Source organism: Rhodanobacter sp. MP1X3 (genome assembly GCF_014207165.1).
Classification (GTDB): Bacteria; Pseudomonadota; Gammaproteobacteria; order Xanthomonadales; family Rhodanobacteraceae; genus Rhodanobacter.
This window is the reverse complement of the sequence record NZ_JACHCO010000002.1, coordinates 26,212-44,912: the sequence shown is the minus strand read 5'-3', so window position 1 is coordinate 44,912 and position 18,701 is coordinate 26,212. Positions and strand designations below refer to the sequence as shown.

17 protein-coding genes are annotated in these 18,701 nt (G+C 59.1%); 8 read left to right on the top strand and 9 right to left on the bottom strand.

Going from position 1 to position 18,701, the window contains the following annotated elements:
• Nucleotides 1-333: 333 nt before the first annotated feature.
• Both HDE79_RS06725 and HDE79_RS06720 read right to left on the bottom strand, forming a co-directional pair.
• Nucleotides 334-1,728 (bottom strand): HAMP domain-containing sensor histidine kinase, encoded by a 1,395-nt coding sequence (locus HDE79_RS06725; protein WP_184601193.1) that lies wholly within the window; start codon nt 1,726-1,728, stop codon nt 334-336.
• Nucleotides 1,712-2,401, bottom strand: coding sequence for a response regulator transcription factor (locus tag HDE79_RS06720; protein WP_184601192.1), 690 nt, complete (start codon nt 2,399-2,401; stop codon nt 1,712-1,714). The genes HDE79_RS06725 and HDE79_RS06720 overlap by 17 nt, the downstream gene beginning before the upstream one ends.
• 85 nt (nt 2,402-2,486) lie before the next feature.
• On the opposite strand from HDE79_RS06720, the gene HDE79_RS06715 reads away from it, so the two are divergent.
• The 5 genes from HDE79_RS06715 to HDE79_RS06695 all read left to right on the top strand — a co-directional run bounded on the left by HDE79_RS06715 (nt 2,487) and on the right by HDE79_RS06695 (nt 6,615).
• Complete coding sequence (locus HDE79_RS06715; protein WP_343205920.1) at nt 2,487-3,323, top strand: MipA/OmpV family protein; 837 nt, start codon at nt 2,487-2,489, stop codon at nt 3,321-3,323.
• Entirely contained in the window at nt 3,320-3,559 is a 240-nt protein-coding gene (locus tag HDE79_RS06710; RefSeq protein ID WP_184601190.1) for a hypothetical protein, read from the top strand. Before HDE79_RS06715 ends, HDE79_RS06710 begins: the two co-directional genes overlap by 4 nt.
• A gap of 550 nt (nt 3,560-4,109) precedes the next feature.
• Nucleotides 4,110-4,487, top strand: a complete 378-nt coding sequence (locus HDE79_RS06705; RefSeq protein ID WP_343205919.1) for a PepSY domain-containing protein — start codon at nt 4,110-4,112, stop codon at nt 4,485-4,487.
• Between the two features lie 248 nt (nt 4,488-4,735).
• Nucleotides 4,736-6,178: an MFS transporter gene (locus tag HDE79_RS06700; RefSeq protein WP_184601189.1), complete on the top strand. Its 1,443-nt coding sequence runs from the start codon at nt 4,736-4,738 to the stop codon at nt 6,176-6,178.
• A complete protein-coding gene (locus tag HDE79_RS06695; RefSeq protein ID WP_184601188.1) occupies nt 6,178-6,615 on the top strand; it encodes a MarR family transcriptional regulator in 438 nt (145 codons plus the stop codon). Before HDE79_RS06700 ends, HDE79_RS06695 begins: the two co-directional genes overlap by 1 nt.
• Before the next feature lie 182 nt (nt 6,616-6,797).
• On the opposite strand, the gene HDE79_RS06690 is transcribed toward HDE79_RS06695, so the two are convergent.
• The 3 genes from HDE79_RS06690 to HDE79_RS06680 form a co-directional block, all read right to left on the bottom strand.
• Nucleotides 6,798-7,313: an HXXEE domain-containing protein gene (locus tag HDE79_RS06690; protein ID WP_255488342.1), complete on the bottom strand. Its 516-nt coding sequence runs from the start codon at nt 7,311-7,313 to the stop codon at nt 6,798-6,800.
• 172 nt (nt 7,314-7,485) lie between these two features.
• The gene (locus HDE79_RS06685; protein ID WP_184601186.1) at nt 7,486-8,412 is read right to left on the bottom strand and encodes an SDR family NAD(P)-dependent oxidoreductase; all 927 of its coding nucleotides are present in this window, start codon (nt 8,410-8,412) and stop codon (nt 7,486-7,488) included.
• A 125-nt stretch (nt 8,413-8,537) separates the two neighbouring features.
• Complete coding sequence (locus HDE79_RS06680) at nt 8,538-9,107, bottom strand: hypothetical protein (RefSeq protein WP_184601185.1); 570 nt, start codon at nt 9,105-9,107, stop codon at nt 8,538-8,540.
• Between the two features lie 154 nt (nt 9,108-9,261).
• Between HDE79_RS06680 and HDE79_RS06675 the strand changes: the two genes are divergently transcribed.
• Nucleotides 9,262-12,054: a TIM-barrel domain-containing protein gene (locus tag HDE79_RS06675; protein WP_184601184.1), complete on the top strand. Its 2,793-nt coding sequence runs from the start codon at nt 9,262-9,264 to the stop codon at nt 12,052-12,054.
• Between the two features lie 130 nt (nt 12,055-12,184).
• Here the strand turns inward: HDE79_RS06675 and HDE79_RS06670 are convergent, their stop codons facing one another.
• On the bottom strand, nt 12,185-14,995 hold the full coding sequence (locus tag HDE79_RS06670; RefSeq protein ID WP_184601183.1) for a serine/threonine-protein kinase: 2,811 nt from the start codon (nt 14,993-14,995) through the stop codon (nt 12,185-12,187).
• A 68-nt stretch (nt 14,996-15,063) separates the two neighbouring features.
• The gene (locus HDE79_RS06665) at nt 15,064-15,600 is read right to left on the bottom strand and encodes an ECF-type sigma factor (protein ID WP_184601182.1); all 537 of its coding nucleotides are present in this window, start codon (nt 15,598-15,600) and stop codon (nt 15,064-15,066) included.
• A gap of 424 nt (nt 15,601-16,024) precedes the next feature.
• Here HDE79_RS06665 and HDE79_RS06660 point away from each other — a divergent pair, with 424 nt between their 5' ends.
• On the top strand, nt 16,025-16,267 hold the full coding sequence (locus tag HDE79_RS06660) for a hypothetical protein (RefSeq protein WP_184601181.1): 243 nt from the start codon (nt 16,025-16,027) through the stop codon (nt 16,265-16,267).
• Nucleotides 16,268-16,472: 205 nt separating this feature from the next.
• Here HDE79_RS06660 and HDE79_RS06655 read toward each other — a convergent pair whose 3' ends face one another.
• Nucleotides 16,473-16,862 carry a ribonuclease domain-containing protein gene (locus HDE79_RS06655; RefSeq protein ID WP_184601180.1) on the bottom strand — a complete coding sequence of 130 codons (390 nt, stop codon included), beginning with the start codon at nt 16,860-16,862 and terminating at the stop codon, nt 16,473-16,475.
• Nucleotides 16,863-17,279: 417 nt separating this feature from the next.
• On the opposite strand from HDE79_RS06655, the gene HDE79_RS06650 reads away from it, so the two are divergent.
• Nucleotides 17,280-17,429, top strand: a complete 150-nt coding sequence (locus tag HDE79_RS06650) for a hypothetical protein (RefSeq protein WP_184601179.1) — start codon at nt 17,280-17,282, stop codon at nt 17,427-17,429.
• A gap of 49 nt (nt 17,430-17,478) precedes the next feature.
• On the opposite strand, the gene HDE79_RS06645 is transcribed toward HDE79_RS06650, so the two are convergent.
• Nucleotides 17,479-18,618 carry an NADH:flavin oxidoreductase gene (locus tag HDE79_RS06645; protein WP_184601178.1) on the bottom strand — a complete coding sequence of 380 codons (1,140 nt, stop codon included), beginning with the start codon at nt 18,616-18,618 and terminating at the stop codon, nt 17,479-17,481.
• Nucleotides 18,619-18,701: the final 83 nt, after the last annotated feature.

Genomic DNA, 18,701 nt, shown 5'->3' with positions numbered 1-18,701 from the left:
TAGTTCGATACAGGGAAGGGTGAAGGTCGTTGGCCTTCACCCTTTTTCGTGTCTGCTGTTTGCCACAGCGCGCCTCGCCATCTGCCTGGTATTTGGCGAAAGATTGAGTCTTAGCACCTTTGAGGCCTAGGCAGATGTTAGAGCCACGACTTGCAGTTTCGTTTCAGGAATAGCCGATGGACGTGTCATCCCGATTTTGCCTCGTTCGAAATGTACGATTGAGACCGCCGTCGAAAGCGGACGTTAGCTACAGCGTGCACAGACTTTGGTGCTTCGCGCATTAAGCTTGGAAATATCGCAAGAGCCGCCTGAAAACAGATCTTTGCGCATTTCTTATATTCGAAGGCCTACCGTACTTACCGTACTACCAACGCCGCTCACGGCTGCGCTCGCGGCGATGGTCAGAAGCCGTACACGAAACCATGCACCACCACCATCTGCCTCGACGATGTCGATCCGGCCACCGTGCAACGCGACGATTTCCTGCACCAGATGCAGTCCTAGCCCGGCGCCCGTGCTGCTTGGGCGCAATCGATAGAACGGCTCGAAGATGCGATGCCGCTCGCCCACGGGAATGCCCGGCCCCTGATCGCTGACACCGAACGTGCCGTCCGGGTGAACATCGACTGTGATCAGACCGCGACCGCCGCCATGTGCGACGGCATTCTGGATCAAGTTGGTCAACACACGCGAAAGTGATAGCGGGTCTCCCATCACCATGACTGGCGTCTCGGGCGCATCCAGCGCTAGCTCATAGCCGGCACCTATCGCCAAGGGAGCGACGTCCGCGGTGACTTCACTCGATAATGACACCAAGTCGAGCGGCTCGAGCTTGCTCTCATGTTTACCGAGGCGCTGTAGATCCAGCAGCTGCTCGGCCAGATTGGACAAACGCGCAACGTCCGTGAGCAGACGAGTGCGCATGGCGCCAGCCTCGAGTGTTTCGATCCGCGCTTCGAGAATCGCGATGGGCGCACGCAGTTCGTGCGCGGCGCCAGCCAGAAAACGATCACGGGTTTTGTAGCCTTCGTTGAGGCGTTCGAGCGTAGCGTTGAACGCTTGTACTAGCGGTTGCAGTTCGCGCGGCACGGCATGATCAGCAAGGCGTGCACCTCGTTCGTCAATATCGATCGCCTGGGCCTGCTCAGCCACCTCGGCTACACCGCGCATGGCACGACGGATCAACCACGGCACCACAATCAACGTCAGCAATGCCATCGGCAATGTTATGCGCCAGCCGAAGTAAGCCACGATCAAAGCGAACAAGATGCCCGCACTCGTCGTGGGCACACCTCCGCAGATGATATAAACGCGACCCAGCGGAGTGTTGTCGGTATAGATGCGCATGGCGAGCGCATAAGGCGGGCTGCTGGCGTGAACTTCTCCGCTCTGCAGCTGCGGCAGTGAATCTGCCAGCGGGCGATAAACTTTTGGAACCTCGCCGTGGGTCATACGACGGCCTTTTTCATCCTCAATGACGAACCACAAGCCAGGCGAGGTTTGGAGAAGCGATCGCAGCTTGGCATCGTTCCGAAATGCCAGGTTGCCGGCATCGTCGACACGCAAGTTGTTCGCCATCATGCGAGGAACGTTTTCGTCGATATAAGACACTTCTCCGCTGTATATCGTGTAGGTCAACATACTGATCAGCCCGAGCATGACCACGACTTGCAAACCGATCAACCGCCATGCCAACTGCAGGGTGAGCGATTTATTCTTCACGTTCATTGGTACGCTCCTTGAGCAGATAGCCAATGCCTCGAATCACATGAATATCCGCACGTGCGCCCGCCTCACTCAAGGCACGACGAAGCTTCGATACATGGGCATCCAGCGCGTTGGATTGGATCTCATCGTTGAAGTCGTAGACCGACTCCTGCAGGACTTCGCGACGCACAGTGCGACCATGTCGTAGGAATAAAGCTTCGAGAACCAGCAATTGCCGTCGCGGAAGTTGCAGCAACACATTGTCAACGAAGACCTCGTGTGCGGAGAAATCGAAACTCAGGTTGCCCACTGTTGCCGTGGGCAGCGCCAGTTGCGCCGGGCGCCGCGATACGGCGCGAATGCGCGCCAGCAGCTCCTCGATGGCAAACGGCTTGACCAGATAATCATCCGCACCGAGATCGAGGCCATCAATGCGATCGGCCAATGAGCCGCGCGCCGTCAGCATGATGACGGGCAGGTCGGGTTGATGCTTCCGCGCAAGCCGGATCAGGGTGGCGCCATCGCCGTCGGGTAACTGACGATCCAGTAGAAGCAGGTCATGTACGTTCTGGCGCAAAGCCTCGTTGGCCTGCATCAGGTTTGGCGCGATATCCGCCAAGATGCCATGACGCTGCAATGCCGTGCGCAGGGCCTGGGCCATTTCCGGTTCGTCTTCAACCAGCAGGATTCGCATGGCTGGTATCTCCTTGCATCACGCATGGCTGCGTGGGGGGCGACTCTAACATCCACCTCCATGAGGCAGGCGCAATGTTGAGGCAATGTACCGTGCCCAACATCAGCGGTCGTCTGGATTCTCTGGTCTTTGTCAGCCTATGTCGTCTGCATCATTACGTTTTGCCAGCCTGTCGGCTGTTTTGCTTTGTACCGCTTTCTGCAACTCTGCAAGGGCCCAGTCCGCGCCTCAGCAAAGCCCCACCTGGACCCTGGGTCTCGGCGCCGTCTGGAGCCCCAGTCCTTACCGCAGCTACAGCAACAAAGCGTGGCCGCTCCCGATGGTCAGCTATGAAGGCAAGTCGTTCTACCTTCGAGGAGCAACCATTGGCTATCGCTTGTTCAAGACGGGCTCGGATGAGTTCTCCATTATTGCTTCGCCGCTGGGGAATCGCTTTCTGCATGACGATACCGACGATCCGCGCCTGCGCCGCCTTTCCGATCGCGACATCTCCGGCATGGCCGGCGTAGCGTGGCGGCATCATGCCGATTGGGGCGTAGTGCAGGCCAGTGCACAGAAGGAATTCACCGGCCACGGTGGCGGTAGCGCCGTCGATCTCAATTATACCTACCCGATTATCGAAGGCAGGCTGACCTTGCTGCCGACTGGCGGCGTGACTTACAACACCAGCGCATTGAACGATTACTACTATGGCATCGGCGCCAGTGAAGCATTGCGTAGCGGCCTGCCTGTTTACCACGCCGGCGGCGGCTCTTCGCCTTATCTGGGCCTTGTCGCCACCTACAAGCTATCGCATTCGTGGGTGACTACTGGCGGTCTTCGCTACACGCTTGTGCCGAATGCGGTCAAGACAGCCCGATGGTCGATGCCGACCACACGATCAGCTACTTCGCAGCACTTAGTTACACCTTCTGAGTCATGAGCCGAGGAATAGTCCGCCGCATCTTTACTCTGGCCGAACGCCTGGAACCGGACCGCAAGGCGATCTGGGAATGGCTGTTTCACGCGCAGATCGAAACACTTGGCCGCCGGACGGCGATGGAGCTGATCTTTACCGATCAGGGCGAACAGGTGGCGGCCTTGCTAGAGCGGGCGCTGCGGGATGAAGAAGGAACCACTATTGTTACTGGCGCCCAGCGTTTGCCCCTTGCGCCTTGAGCACGTCAACTCCGTCTTCACCATTTGTCTGCCTTCCGTGACTCGGGGGGCATTATTGTCCTTTGGAAGGCGATGCCAATTTCCGCACTTCTTGGAATGTCCGCTATGGGGTGGCGGTCGAGAGCGGACGTTACTACGTGGGGCTTGGTTGTCCTCGATGCAACGCTGTGCATCGGCCAGAAGCTGACATTAAGTGTCTGAGTCATCTGTCGACTTCAAGGAGAACGGCAGGGTGAAGACAATGCGAGCGTGCTCACCAGCACAGTTCAGTAACTTCCGGATTTCGCGTGCAACTTGCTAGGCATACCTGCAGGTGGGGCTGCGTGGTCACGAGCGTTTCACGCCATCGTTCCGGACATAGGGGTGCCATGACGATTGTATGAGTCGGCGCTGAGAGTCAGCTGCCGATTCATATAAGGACTTCCCATGATCAAGTGCATGCTGCCCCTAGTGATTGGACTATCGGTTTGCAGTGTTACCTTGGCGCAGGATATGGCCGCAACCGCACAGTCAACGGCTAGTGCCACTCAAACACCACCACGGTTGCCACGTGGACGGCCTGCCCGCCAACTGGAGCGTTGAGCGAGGATGCCATCGAGGGTGCGTCGCCAGCGCCGGCTACAAGGAAGTCAAAGGCGTGAAGTTCAAGGACGGCGTGTGGCGTGGCAAGGCCCAAGGCGGCAACAAGACGTGGTCCAAGCTCGCGGTCGGCCCGGTCAACGGCAGGGTATATCCGGCCGATGCGCCGTCCAAACTCAACAAGGACGAGGTCAAAGCCAAGCTGGCTGCGGCCGACTACCAGAACGTCAAGGACGTAAAGTTCGACGACGGTCTTTGGAGTGCCGAAGCTAAAACGGCGCAAGGCAGCGACATCAATCTGTTGGTCGATCCGAACGATGGCAGTGTGGTGGCCAAGTCTCACGATTGACGCGTTGTACTCAAGTTGTTGACGTCAGTCGACCAGCATGAGTCCAAAAAGACGAACACAAACTGGAGAAGGCCTGGAAGAACTGCATGCCGGCTCCGTGGGTCATTGCACCGAGCGCACTGATGACGCGTTCATCCGTTAAGCCGTAGAGCAGCACGTCAGGTGATGGCTTGATGGCGAATGAGGTCATGCGTGAGGCAACGCAGAGACTGATTGACAGGCGATAGTTGTTAATCAACAATGGTTGTATGAATACAACTATTGGCGATACCCGACGGGCTGCGACCCATCCGAACCTTATTCTCGGCATTTGCTGCCTCAGCCTGCTGATGGTCGCGATGGACGCCACCATCGTCAACGTCGCGCTACCCTCGATCCGGCACGATCTCACTGCGACGATATCGGGACTGCAGTGGGTGATCGATGCCTACACTATGGTGGTGGCAAGCCTGCTGATGCTGGCCGGGTCGATGGCCGACCGCTTTGGGCGCCGTCGCGTGTTTCAGTTGGGCATGGCCCTATTCATGCTGGGCTCGCTGTTGTGCAGCGTTGCCCCAGACATTCATAGCCTGATCACGTTTCGCATTTTGCAGGCGCTGGGGGCGACGATGCTCAATCCGGTCGCCATGTCGATCATCGCCAACACTTTCCACGAACCAAAAGCACGCGCACGTGCCATCGGTGTCTGGGGTGCAGTCGCCGGCGTAGCAATGGCGCTGGGTCCGGTGATCGGTGGCGCGCTCACCGAGAGCATCGGCTGGCGCTCCATCTTCTGGGTGAACTTGCCCATCGGTGCCGCGGCGATGCTGCTCGCCGCGCGCTACATTCCCGAGTCCAAGGCACCGCATCCACGGCGCGTGGATCCGATCGGACAACTGTTGGTGTTCGTCATTCTGGCCACGGTGACTTATGCGGTGATCGAAGGTCCCCACGATGGCTGGGACTCGACGACAATCATTGGCTTGTTCTCCGCCGCGGTGCTTGCGCTGATCGCGTTGCTTATCTACGAACCTCGGCGTCACGAACCGTTGATCGACGTGCGGTTCTTTCGCAGTGCGCCCTTCAGCAGCGCGACCTTGATCGCCGTTTGCAGTTTCTCGGCGTTCTCCGGCTTTCTGTTCCTCAATGCGCTGTACTTGCAGGAAGTGCGCGGTCTCTCGGCCTTCCATACCGGTTTGTGTACCTTGCCGCTCGCACTGGCGACGATTCTTTGTTCACCGTTCTCCGGCCGACTGGTCGGCACCTATGGCACACGCCCCTCGTTGCTGGCCTCGGGCAGCGCCACGGTCATCAGCGCACTGATGATGACGCAGCTGACGGCGACAACGCCGCTGCCGTTTTTGTTGCTGACGTACATGATCTTCGGGATCGGGTTCGGCATGGTGAATGCGCCCATTACCAACACGGCCGTATCTGGCATGCCCAAGGCGCAGGCGGGTCTCGCCGCGGCGGTCGCCTCCACCAGCAGACAGATTGGCGCGTCGCTTGGCGTAGCTTTGGCGGGTACTATCTTGGGTGCGCATGTACATGACGGTTTCGCCGAGGCCTCGCATCCGTTCTGGTGGTTGATCACGGGCGGCGGCGTTACCGTGTTGTTGCTGGCGTGGTTGTCCAACACGCAATGGGCGCGTGACACTACCCGCCACGCGGCGCACTTGCTGGAGGAAGCACCTACCGGAGCGACGGCATAATGGGTCACGCCAACAGCGGCAGCGAAGCCGATCAGATCTGGCAGATGATGGTCGATTTGGTATGGGAAACCCGCGGCGAATGGCGCCGAAAAGTCAGCGATGCCACCGGTTTGCCCTTCAGCCGTGTACGCATACTGTGGCGACTGTTCGATGCGCCGAAGACCTTGAAGCAGTTAGCCGATATGACCAGCAGTGATGCACCCGCCACCACGGTCGCCGTGAATGATCTTGAAGATCGCGGCCTTGTCGAACGCAATCCTCACCCTGAAAACCGACGCGCGAAACTGGTGTCGCTCACGCCCGCGGGTCAACAGCTCGTCGAATTGGTACAACGCAACGTGCACGACGATGCACCGCCAGCCGTCCAACATCTCTCCAAGACCGACCTTGCTCACCTTCGCCGCATTCTCAAACGGATAGAAGGCGACGAGCGCTAGGAACTTGGCAGTTAAGGCGTTTCACTCGTTGGCTTCCTTGCCGCGAGCAGACCCAAATTTTAGCTTGAGAAGTGTCGTCAATCATGCGGCGATATGTCCGGGCCGAGTCGACAGCGGATATCTCTAGCATGCCGAACAACCACCCTAACCAGGCCTTGTGCTACTTATGATATCGAGCCACTTTACGTGGCAGAGCTTCGGGTGGCCATGAATCTTTTCACGAACGACAGCGCATATCCAAGGGCCAAAAATATCGCCACGGCTAGCGGAATGGTGGGAATCCCCAACGCGACCAGACGCGCTATCTCTTCCCAGGACATACCTTCGGAAAGGCGCAGCGTTGCCATCACGGCCGCCGAATATGGGAGCACCAGGCACACTGCGGACAACAATCCCGGTGTGAGTGAACGTCGACGGATGGACCTTCCGATGTGGCTGAAGGCGTTGAGCATCAGAGCGAAGTCAGCGACGATGGAAATATCCAACAGCCATGACGCGCGATAGCCCCAGGCGAGCACACTCACCATGGCGGCAGTAAGGGTGAGCAACACCATGGCTGTGCGAATGACCTGTTTGCTCAAAAATCGTGCGACGCGCGAGGGGTAGGTGTGGATGAAGTCGCCATGGTGGAAATACTCTTCCGCGTTATGGATTCCAAGGATGACCGGAAACAGAAGACCCAGCTCATAGATGTTCATCACGGCAATTCACCAACTTAGTTGCGGAAGCGCCATTCTTTCCCGGACGCATTGCGCTCTTTTGACCTGAGGTATCAATGTCTTCTACGGGTGGAAAGCTGACCTTAATTTTCGGCCGAGCCTTTTGATCAAACATTCTGAGTACGATAGCCATCCACGGTGGTGGTGCATGCTAAGTATTCAACAATGTCTCGCTTAACTGCCACAGTCGCGCCGCCGCTACTTCATCTCTCGCCGCGGCAGAGGTCGCCACAATTTGCTGTTTTACAAAATATGCGCCTGAAATCTGCTCCAGTTCCGGCGCTGTTGCTAGATAGATTGACGTCGCCGAGCCCTCATCGACATTGACGCCGCGCAATCGCATGTAGCGTCGCATGAGCCAGCCGTACACACCATTTCCATCTGAAAATTGGCTTGCAACCAAGCCCGGGTGCAGAGCATTGGCCGTCACGCCGGAACCGGCCAGTCTCCTAGACAATTCATGCGTGAGCATGAGGGTGGCGAGCTTGGTCTGCGCATATTGGCGGAATGCGGGATGCGCCCAGGGCATCGCTAGCGCGTAGAAAATATTGCCAAATTCGCTGCTCGGATAGGCGCCAAGTCCACGCCTGGCAAACTGTGGATCTACGAAATTAAATTCCGGCACGTCTTCGTACGCTTCTGAGGCAACGTTGACTATGCGAGCTGGGGCACTTGCTTTGAGTGCATCGAGCAATAATTGAGTAAGCAAAAACACGCCAAGATAATTGAGGGCTAAAGTCATCTCGATGCCGTCGATGCTTTCCTGGCGCAGGGTAAACAAAGCACCCACATTGTTGACGAGGACGTTCAGATCTCTATATCGCACAAGAAACTGCTGCGCCAGACGGCGAATCTGCGTTTGCGAAGACAGATCCGCGCATAGAAATTCCACTGATGCGTTATGAGTATCCCGCTGGATGGCCTCCACCGTTTGCCGGCACCGCTGAATGTCGCGGCCAACTATGATGACCGTGGCACCTTGCCTGGCTAACTCATGCGCTGTGACTTTCCCAATACCAGCAGTCGCGCCGGTAACCATGCAGACCTTCCCAGCCATGGGTCGATGTGTTTCGATCATGATCGGCATTCCTTGAAGATTTAACCGCCAGCGTACCCGCTCAGCATTCTTACGGGATAGTCTTTCCCAGCCATCAGAACTGTCCGTTTAGGGAGCGGACCTCTGTGGAACATGTATCTTTCAAGCTAGCCGTGAGGCGGATCGTAGTGGACTATTACGTAGTAAAACACTTGACCCTGCACTTCACCTCGCAGAAAGCTTGCGAATACGAACACATCCGAAGGCTGCTTGTAGGGCGCCATCTGTGACTTTCCTGAAACGTCTACGTTACCTCCTGCGGCAGCTGCGACAACGGAAGCTGCCAGCTCAGTGCCTGGAGAATCGACGCGAATATCTGGAAGCTCAATCGAACCATATTTGCTTTTTAGTGTTTCGTACGTTTGGCCCCAGACTCCGGCTGCCGCCTTGATATCTTGGCCCTCGTAAAGATAGACACCGATTCTTATCAGCTTTCCGTCTTTAAAGAAGAACTGCACGTTCTCTTTGCGACCTACGAATAATCCAGAGTAAGTTTCTAGATCACCGTTGCTAAAAGTCTTGTACGGGCCGTAGTCAGTAAACGACTCAACCTCCTTGTGAGTCATTTGAAAATGCCAAGGTGGCAGACCACCTGTACCGGTTGGCGCCGCCGCGATCGCGGCGGCGCCAAGAACCATCGACAGCGCAACGCCTGCCAAAACGAGAATCCTAAGCATCGCCCCTCCTTGTCGTTTGTCAGCTTTGGGTGGCGGCTTCAACCGGTTGAGGCCGCCGGTGGGAGTGGACCTCACAAAATCGCCTTTTGGTCATCTTCGAAGTAACGTGGTTTGACTGCATTCGAATATATACCGCGCTGGAGTAACAATCCGCATGGCTTTCCCGATCCGCATTTTTCGCCAAGCTTTCCTATGGCTGCTAACAGCCTGCCTGGTTTCGTTACTCGCTTCCTGCGCCAACACGCAGACGAAGCCCACTGTGGTTTCGACCGAGGCACGATTCGAATTCCTCACGCCGTCGCTGGTGCGCATGGAATATTCGCCGAATGGCCGTTTCGTCGATGCGCCTACGGCCGTGGTGCAGAAGCGCCACTGGCCCGCCGTCAACGTGACGACTACACAGTCCGATGGCTGGCTGGTGGAGAAAACATCGGCGATGACCTTGCGCTATCGACTGCGCTCGGGACCATTCACGGCAAGCAACCTCCTTGTCAGCTGGAACGCGCCCGGCAGCGGTGTTGCGCACGATTGGCGCCCGGGCGACGTGGATGCACGTAACCTCGGTGGGCTGACCTATTCTCTGGACAACATCAGCGCGCCCAACCTGCCCAAGGATGGCAAGGATCTGCAAAGCCCGGTCAACGACATGATCCCGGGTATCGAGGTGTTGCTGCCGCAGGCCAAGCCGGGTTTGCTGAGTCGCAGCGGCTACGCGTTCATCGACGACAGCACCACACCGCTGTGGGATGCGCAGAAGGCGTGGATCGAACCGCGTCCACAACCCGGTGGGCAGGACTGGTACCTGTTCACCTATGGCAACGATTATCAGAGTGTGCTGCGGACCTACGCGGAGTTGTGCGGTCCGGTGCCGATGATTCCGCGCTATGCGCTCGGCGCGTGGATCACCGACTTCAATTTCGAGTATTTCCCAGATTCTGCCGAAGCGAGGCAGCCGGCGTTCCAGCGTTACAACGCGCAGCACCTGAAGGAGGAAATGACAAGGCTGCGCGAGGAAGGCATTCCTTTCGATGGCCTGGTGCTGGACTTTGCCTGGCACAACTATGGCTGGGATGGTGGATTCGACTGGAGTCCGCTGGTGCCGCATCCGAAACAACTGCTCGACTGGCTGCACGTGCAGGGCATCAAGGTGAGCCTCAACGATCACCCGGGTTACGCCAACACCGAAGAAAGCGTGGTCTCCTACGACGACAGCCATGCACCGGCCGCGCTCGCTGCGCTCGGTCAGTCGTTGCCGCCAAAGCCGTCGTTCGAAAAGGCGCTATCGGACCACTGGCAGTTCACCGCCGATCCGAAGGACCAGGGCATGTCGCAGGCATGGTTTGCTGCGGATATCGGCGCGCACTGGTCGCCGATCAAAGCTGGCCTGTCGTGGGAACAACAGGGACATGGCAACGGTGTCGACATCGCCTGGTATCGCACCTCGATCAGGTTGCCCGCGCAGCTGCCCGCATCGTTGTATCTGGTGTTCGGCGAAGTGGCGTCGTCGTATCGGTTGTTCGTCAACGGACAGGAGATTCCACACAGCCAGATCCAGTGGCCGCAGCGAGTCACCTATGCCGATGTCGCCGCGCATGTACGGGCTGGCGAGGTCAATAGCATCGTGCTGCGCGTGGTCGCGGGCAAGTGGGGCAGCGGGCTGCTTGGAAGCCGCATTGCGTTGCGCGATGTCAAGCCGCCGCCGCGCATCTTTTTCGACCTGTCCAACCAGCGGCAGGCCGATATTTCCATGCAGACGCTGCACAAGCCGCTGCTGGATCAGGGTGTGGCGTTCTGGTGGATCGACGGCGGCAGCGGTGCGGTGGACATGCCAGGCCTCGACAAGCAACTGTGGACCAACAAGGTGTTCTACGACGCGACTGAGCAGGCCACCGGCAAGCGCGGTTTCATCCTCGGTCGCTACGGTGGCTGGGGCAGTGAACGCTATCCGGCGTACTTCACTGGTGATACCTATTCGGAATGGCCGGTGCTGGCCTACGAGGTCGCGTACAGCACGCGAGCCGGCAATGTGCTGGTGCCGTATGTAAGTCACGACATCGGCGGTTTTCATGGCGCGAAGATCGACTTCAACCTCTACGCCCGTTGGATCGAGTTCGGCGCGCTCAGCCCGATCCTGCGCATGCACAGTGCGCATGCCAATCCGCTCGAAGGCAACATGCGCATGCCATGGCTGTACGGTCCGCAGGGCATCGCGCTGATGAAGAAATACTTCAATCTGCACACCCAGCTGATTCCCTACGTCTACAGCTACGCCTGGCAGGCGCACTCGGCGTCGATGCCGATCATGCGGCCGCTTTATCTTGTCTATCCGGATCTCGACGAGGCGTACGAGCATCCGCACGAATACTTTTTCGGCGACCAGATGCTGGTGGCGCCTGTACTCGATCCAAGCGGCAAGGTCAGCGTCTACCTGCCGCCGGGCGAGTGGTTCGATTTCTTTACCGGCAAGCACTACGAAGGTGGCAAAACCTTCAGCGCGAACTATGCAACGGATGCGATGCCGGTGTTCGTGCGCGATGGCGCGATTGTTCCGCAACAGCCGGCTAGCGCGTATTCCGATGCCCGGCCGCTGGACAGGCTGATCCTCGATCTCTACGGACGCGGCAAGGGCCATTTTGATCTTTACGAGGACGATGGCACTTCACTGGCCTATACCAACCACGCCTACGCGTTGACCTCGATCGACTACAGCACCGTGGCCAACGGGGCGCAGCAGTTGGTCATCGCACCGACCACGGGGACTTTCGAGAGGCAGGTGCAGCGGCGATCGTACGAATTGCATATCCATGCGACAGGCAAGCCGCAGGGTGTGACCGTGGACGGCCAGCCTTTCGACCACTGGTCGTGGGATGCCGGTCGCGCGATCGCAACGCTCAGGCTGTCCGAGCGCAACGTGCACGTGGCAGTGAAAGTCGCGTGGGGATCATAAACAGGCTCTAAGCGTTTCAGGCTCATCGTCGGCCGCATTTCGCGTGGCTCTTCGGGATCCATGACGATGCAGCAAACAGCATCAACCTGACATCGTTTTGTCTGGGCACTGATCACTGGGCAATCTCGAATCAACTGGCTCTGATCTTGAGGTTTGCGAGTAGGCGTATCGTATCATCGCGCTCGGTGTTCGGCCCCGCTTTGATTTCGGCGAGCGATGCCTCGGCCTCTGCGCGAAGCTGATCCGCAGCGGCGCGATCGCCGAGCGCCGCATCGACGCGCGCAAGGTCGGCCTCGGCGTGCGCAACGAGCGCGGCTGTATTCGGCGTGGTTGTTCTGACCGCTGCGAGGGCGCTTTCGAGTTGCTGCTTTGCTTCGCCGTTGCGGCCGAGGGTTTGCAGAATTTCGCCGAACAGAAGACGCGCCCTGATCGCCTTTTCCGAGCCTTGGTCCGCTAGCGCGACGTACATAGCGACGGCCTTTCCGGCAAATGCAGCGGCGTGCTCGTGAGCGCCGCTTGCAACCATGAGCTCGGCTTCGACGGTGAGCGCGAAAGCAATATCCGGATGCGCATCAAGATGCTGCTTTCGCGCCTCCGCCAGTGCGCTATCGGCAATCATTCGAGCTTCGTCTAAACGACCACGCGCGATGAGGATTTCCGCCAGAATCGCACAGTCATAGTTGCGGCCGTTGTCGCCATAGTCCGCGCCGAGCAGGCGCTGTTTGCGGTCGATCACATCGCGAAAGCTCGCCTCGGATTCGGCATAAGCACCCTGTCTGAAACGGATCCGCGCCAGATTACCCAGGCTCACCGCTTCGTTGAGTGCCGCCGCCGGCGCAAGCGCCTGATCGATCGCAATCGACTTCGCGTAGAACGCACTGGCTTCGTCGAACTTGCCTTCGAGTGCGAGCACGACGGCAAGATCATTGAGATGCCAGGCCACGTGAGCATTGGGTCGCGCGTACGCGCTGGCGTCGATGTCGAGTGCGTCGCGCATGAGCTGCTCGCCTTCGCCATAGCGACCGAGTTGGGACAAAGTCGAGGTCAGGTATGCCATCACGTCGGCGACTTCGGCGTGTCGGCTGCCAAGTTGGTTGCGTTTGCGCGCCAGCGCTTCGCGCAACAGCGGTTCTGCTTCGTCAGGATGGCCGGCATCCATCAGGATCCAGCCAAGGTTCGTCACCGCTTCGGTTAGCGCATCGCTGTCGTCCGGAAGCACGCGACGCGCGAGCGCGAGCGCATTCTTGCCGATGTCGATCGCCTTCGCCGATTCGCCGATACGCTCGTCGAGGCCAGCGATCCACGCGAGTGCCTGCACTTCTTCCGGCGAATCGCGGTTCGGACCTGCCTCGAACGCGTCGGTCGCGTTCTGAAGCCGCAACCCTGCCTCACGAAAGCGGCCCAGTTCATCGGCTTCCTTTGCCAACAGGTATTCGACGTGGAGCGTCCGCCTGTCAGTCACGCCGAACTGCACTTTCGCCAGTGTCGCGGCTTCTTCGAGCGGCTGCCGCGCGCGATCCGGATGGCCGCTGCGACGCTCGAGATCGCCGATCAGCGCGAGAGTCTCGACGCGCAGCGCAGGCTGCATCGCGAAATCGCGATCGGCTCGCTCGCGTCCGTGCGCGAGCAGATCCTCGGCAGTTTCATTGGTCTCCGTTCCATGCGACGGGCTATCGAACAGGCCTTCGAGGAACGATTTGAGCGCATCCGCGCGCCTTGCTTCGCCTTCGGCCGACAGCGCCTGCGCATGCGCCTCCTGGGCCGCACGACGTGCAAGACGCGCCTCGTACAGGCCGACTGCCGTCGCACCGGCGAGGATCATCGCGATTACGGCACTGACCGAGACAGCCAACATATGCCGCTTTGCGAGCGTGAAAACGCGATAAGCGAACGTATCCGCTCGGGCGCGCAATGGCCTGCTGTCAAGGTAGCGTTCGATGTCGTCGCGCAGCGCCGCAACACTCGCGTAGCGACGGATCGGGTCGAGTCGTGTTGCTTTCTGCATGATCGCATGGAGATCGACGCCGAGTTTTCGTCGCAACGCCTCGTCGTCGAACACTGACACGTTCGCATCCGCGTATTTGTGGATACGACGTGGTTGCAGACCGCCGAGCAGCTCGGCCAGCAACACGCCGAGTGCGTACACATCAATCGCGGTCGTCGCGACGTCGCCGGCGAACTGTTCGGGAGCCGCGTACGAGCGAGTCAGGCGCCGCACCTCGGTGCGCGTTTGCTCGCCTTCACCAGTTAGAAGTTTGGCGATGCCAAAATCGACCAGCTTGACGCAACCATCCGCGCCGACGAGCACATTGCTCGGCTTCAAATCGCGGTGCACGATCAGGCTGCGGTGCGCATGCTCGACTGCCGCGGACACGTCGATGAACAACGCGAGGCGCTCACGCGTGGCCAGCCCGCGCCGTTCGCAATGCGTGAGGAGGTCATCGCCGGAAACGTATTCGAGCGCGAGAAACGGCGTGCCCGTTGGCGAGAACCCCGCATCGAGCAGTTGCGCGATGTGCGGATGCTGCAGCCGCGCGAGGATGCGTTGTTCGCGCAGGAAGCGTCGGCGCTCATCGGCGTCGTGAACGTCGATGCGCAACAACTTGAGGGCGACAGTTTGCGGGCCACCAGGCAGTTCGCGTTCGGCCTCGAACACGCTGGCCATGCCGCCCGCGCCGACGAAACGAAGGACGCGATAGCCCGAGATGGCCGGCAGCGTATCGGGTAGGTTGTCGGCGAGCGTCGGCAACCATTGCGTCATGCCGCGCTCGATCGCCTCAATACCAGGCGCATCGTCGAGCGCCTGTGCAACGAGTACACGCAGCGTCGCGTCTTCGCAGTGCGTACGCAGCCAATCGGCCCGTTCGGCGGCAGGCACCTCGAACAGCTGATCGATCAGCTGTTCGATCTCGTGCCATCGTTGGTCAAAGTCGAAAATCATCGGCCGCGCATATTCCTGTTCTGGCATGTCTCTATAAGCGCAATCAGGCCGCAGCTACCGACAGCGCCTCACGCACCCGGCATCAGGCAGACTGACAGAAACGTGCGCGCTTTCAGCCAGTCGCGCTCGACCGTGCGTGCATTGACACCTAGAACTGCGGCGATATCCGGGCTCGAAAGGTCGGCGAACAAGCGGAGCTCGGCGACGTGCGCAAGGCGCTGATCGAGCGCCGCAAGCCGACTCAACGCCTCGTCGATCGCCAGCACATCGATGATTTCCGATCGCACCTCTCCCGCCATCATCTCCGGTGCTTGACGTTTCTGAGCCTTCTTTCGTCGCGCATGGTCGATCAGGATATGCCGCATCACCCGGCTCATGTATGCATACAAGTGTGCGCGATCGGCAAACCTGACGTCGCTCTGATTGGCCAGCTTCAGATAGGCCTCGTGAACCAGCGCCGTCGTTTCAAGCGTATGCGCCGCTTCATGCGCCCGCTGGCGGCGCGCCAGATGGCGCAGCGTTGCGTAGATCTTCGGAATCAACGCATCCATCGCCGCAGGGTCACCGCGTGCGAGGGTTTCCGTGATTTGGGGTTCGGCGTTCATGCGCAAGGAGCATTTGGCAATCGCGACCAGCATCGCGGCAGAGGCGGTTGTACCGAGCGTGTCGGTGCAGACGGCCTTTTTGCGCTGTAAAGAGTGATGGCTCCGCTTGGGATAGCCGCAAGCCTCCGGAATGTTATCGCACGTCTCATCCAAATACGGATTGAAATCATGTCAAATCATCGCTCTTCGCATGACGGCTCACAAGAGCCGCCGCCCTCTTCGCCCTCGTCTTTGCCGGTTTCACGAGTGTTGCCATTGCGGACTCTGGAACCGGTGCGATGCCATCGGCAGCCGCCGCGGCACCATCCGTGGCCGCTAGTGGCCCGAAGATCTATACCTATCAGACGCTCGGCTATCCCGGTTTGGCTGAAGATCTTCTGGGGGATCAACGATTTCGGCGACCTAGGCGGTCAATGCAGTATCGATGACGATATTCGCAATTAATGACGTCGGCCAAATCTCCGGCTACTACGTGGACGCGTCCGGAGCCTTCCACGGTTTCGTCGAAACACAGAAGCAATTCCACACTATCGACGTGCCTGGAGCGGCGGTGACGTTTGCGACCACGATCAACAATTTCGGTGTGGTCGCCGGCGAATACTTCGACGCTGCCGGCAAGCAGTACGGATTCGTCGCGACTCCCGCGGGGACGCAGCAGCGGAACTGATAAAAATAAAGGCTACGCATGGACGCGGAGCCTTTGTCGATCCTCAACTGAACGATTCAGTATGGTGTCTCGAGGAACGCCTGGCATCAAAGGTTGACGGTGCCAGGTTCCAATAGTTTGCGAGTTCCGGTTCGAGGTTCTACGCGAGTCACAAGGAACAAAACGGGGCCAAATCACGCAGGCCCCGTTCGTTTTTTCTGAGCTCTCAACGAATGCTGCAGAACGACTCGTAGTGATCGGCAGAGTAATAACGACTCTCGATGACCGACTTGGTTTTGCCGTCGGTGACGAGGTATACAAGCCGATACGTGCCCGCCGGGCCGCCTGGGTCATGCCGGGCTTTGCCCTCGTAGTAGGTTTGGCCGCGACCTGCCTGCGGCAGTCGACCTTCGGCGTTGCCGAATACCTGCACATCAACCGCCGCAGGGCCGCAAGCCGCGATGGGGGCCGGCATGGTGACGCAATAGGCCATGTCGCGCGCTGCTTCGCGAACATAGTCGGGGAGCGCGCCACACGCGCCAGGTTCTTTCGCCATGGCCTGAGCTGCCGAAAGCGCGAAGGCGACGATCGCAGCGGATCTGATGAATGGATGCATTTGCTTTTCCTCTGAAGAGATAGGGATGGATGCCGGTTCCCGTCACAAGGAACAACCAGGCGAAACCACTTTTGATCATTCCCTGCATAAGTCCCATCAGTGAAAGACTGATTTCCACTCAGAAAAATGCCTATCTTTGGCCTCAATCGGAAGCCGCGTCATGGTTATCGAGAGACGCCGATAAATTGATCACATGCGGGATTTCGAGGCGCTGGCGACGACAGGCGTCGATGGAGGAAGCCATCGGTCTACCTCGGCGCCCCGTTCGTTTTGACAAAGAGCGCCCTCCCGAGCGATAGCCGCGGTAAATGGACGCCATGAAAACAAACGATTGGCCTCTATGGCGCTGACTGCGGATCATGCGAAGCCATAGGCGCCGTGTTCGCGACGCCAATGTCTTCCTCAGGAGTTGCCATCATGTTCAAGTCTCAAACCGCGAGCGCCAGCCGCATCCCCCATCTCGCCACGGTGGTCGCACTGGTGTTCACGATTGCCATCGGCGTCATGCAGTCCGGCATTCACACGGGTTCTGTCTCCACCAGTACCGCCAGCGTCACGGCTCGTTGAGGGCATCCTTGGTGTAATGATTCACGCAGTTGTTGAGCAAGCGTTCCGCTTACATCACCAGCTCAGCCATTGCCGCCGCTGTGAATTCTTTCAAGTGCTCGCGGTGACCCATGCGGACTTTCGTCAGCCACAGGGGATCACTGAGCAGTGCGCGGCCCACGGCGATCAAATCGAACTCGCCACGCTGCATGCGTTCGACGAGGTTGTCCAAACCGACTGGGGTGGAGCTTTCGCCAGCAAAGGCCGCCATGAAGTCACCCGACAGACCCACTGAGCCGACGCTGATCGTGGCGGCGCCGGTGAGCTTCTTTGCCCAGCCAGCGAAGTTGAGGCCGTGGGCGCCGTCGATCTCCGCGAACTCCGGTTCCCAGAAGCGCCGCTGCGAGCAATGCAGAATGTCGATGCCAGCTTCCACTAGCGGCAGCAGCCAGTCCGTCATGGCGTCCGGCGTGGATGCCAGGCGTGCCGCGTAGTCCTGCTGCTTCCACTGGCTCACCCGCAAGATGATCGGAAAGTCCGGACCCACGGCTTGGCGTATCGCCTTGACCACTTCGCCGGCAAAGCGCGAACGCTGGGCGAGCGTGGCGCCGCCGTAACGATCGGTGCGCTCGTTGGTGCCCGACCAGAAGAACTGGTCGATCAGGTAACCATGTGCGCCGTGAATCTCCAGCGTGTCGAAGCCAAGGCGTTTGGCATCGGCGGCAGCGCGGGCAAAGGCCGCGACGGCATCGGCAATATCTTCCTCGCTCATCGCCTGACCACGGGCGGTGCCGGGTGCCACGAGACCGGAAGGGCTCTCGGGCGGTGCCGGCGGCGCCCAGTCAGCAAACGGATGCGCCACGGCACCGACGTGCCATATCTGCGGACCCATCTTGCCGCCAGCGGCATGTACGCCGTCGATCACCGGTTTCCAGCCGGCCAGCGGGGCATCGCCGTGGAAGAACGGGATCTTACCCTCGTTCCGGGCAGACGGCCGATCAATCACGGTGCCTTCGGACAGGATCAGCCCGACCTCGCCCTCGGCACGCCGACGGTAGTAAGCGGCAACATTCTCGCCGGGTACGCCATCGGGTGAAAACGAGCGCGTCATCGGTGCCATAACCACGCGATTCTTCAATGCGAGGCTCTTTATCTGAAACGGCTGAAACAGAACGTCGGCACTTGAAGAGGTGGTGTTGGTGGAAGTCATACAGGAAGCTCCATCGAAGGGAATGAGGCGATGGTATAGTTTGTATACCTAGTGTCAATGAGGCACAATTCTGCAACCAGGTA

Bases quoted from the DNA above. Each gene is read 5' to 3' on its own strand.
- HDE79_RS06725 (WP_184601193.1), bottom strand. From the start codon at position 1,728: ATGAACGTGAAGAATAAATCGCTCACCCTGCAGTTGGCATGGCGGTTG.
- HDE79_RS06720 (WP_184601192.1), bottom strand. From the start codon at position 2,401: ATGCGAATCCTGCTGGTTGAAGACGAACCGGAAATGGCCCAGGCCCTG.
- HDE79_RS06715 (WP_343205920.1), top strand. From the start codon at position 2,487: ATGTACCGTGCCCAACATCAGCGGTCGTCTGGATTCTCTGGTCTTTGT.
- HDE79_RS06710 (WP_184601190.1), top strand. From the start codon at position 3,320: ATGAGCCGAGGAATAGTCCGCCGCATCTTTACTCTGGCCGAACGCCTG.
- HDE79_RS06700 (WP_184601189.1), top strand. From the start codon at position 4,736: ATGAATACAACTATTGGCGATACCCGACGGGCTGCGACCCATCCGAAC.
- HDE79_RS06695 (WP_184601188.1), top strand. From the start codon at position 6,178: ATGGGTCACGCCAACAGCGGCAGCGAAGCCGATCAGATCTGGCAGATG.
- HDE79_RS06690 (WP_255488342.1), bottom strand. From the start codon at position 7,313: ATGAACATCTATGAGCTGGGTCTTCTGTTTCCGGTCATCCTTGGAATC.
- HDE79_RS06685 (WP_184601186.1), bottom strand. From the start codon at position 8,412: ATGATCGAAACACATCGACCCATGGCTGGGAAGGTCTGCATGGTTACC.
- HDE79_RS06680 (WP_184601185.1), bottom strand. From the start codon at position 9,107: ATGCTTAGGATTCTCGTTTTGGCAGGCGTTGCGCTGTCGATGGTTCTT.
- HDE79_RS06675 (WP_184601184.1), top strand. From the start codon at position 9,262: ATGGCTTTCCCGATCCGCATTTTTCGCCAAGCTTTCCTATGGCTGCTA.
- HDE79_RS06670 (WP_184601183.1), bottom strand. From the start codon at position 14,995: ATGATTTTCGACTTTGACCAACGATGGCACGAGATCGAACAGCTGATC.
- HDE79_RS06665 (WP_184601182.1), bottom strand. From the start codon at position 15,600: ATGAACGCCGAACCCCAAATCACGGAAACCCTCGCACGCGGTGACCCT.
- HDE79_RS06660 (WP_184601181.1), top strand. From the start codon at position 16,025: ATGACGATATTCGCAATTAATGACGTCGGCCAAATCTCCGGCTACTAC.
- HDE79_RS06655 (WP_184601180.1), bottom strand. From the start codon at position 16,862: ATGCATCCATTCATCAGATCCGCTGCGATCGTCGCCTTCGCGCTTTCG.
- HDE79_RS06650 (WP_184601179.1), top strand. From the start codon at position 17,280: ATGTTCAAGTCTCAAACCGCGAGCGCCAGCCGCATCCCCCATCTCGCC.
- HDE79_RS06645 (WP_184601178.1), bottom strand. From the start codon at position 18,618: ATGACTTCCACCAACACCACCTCTTCAAGTGCCGACGTTCTGTTTCAG.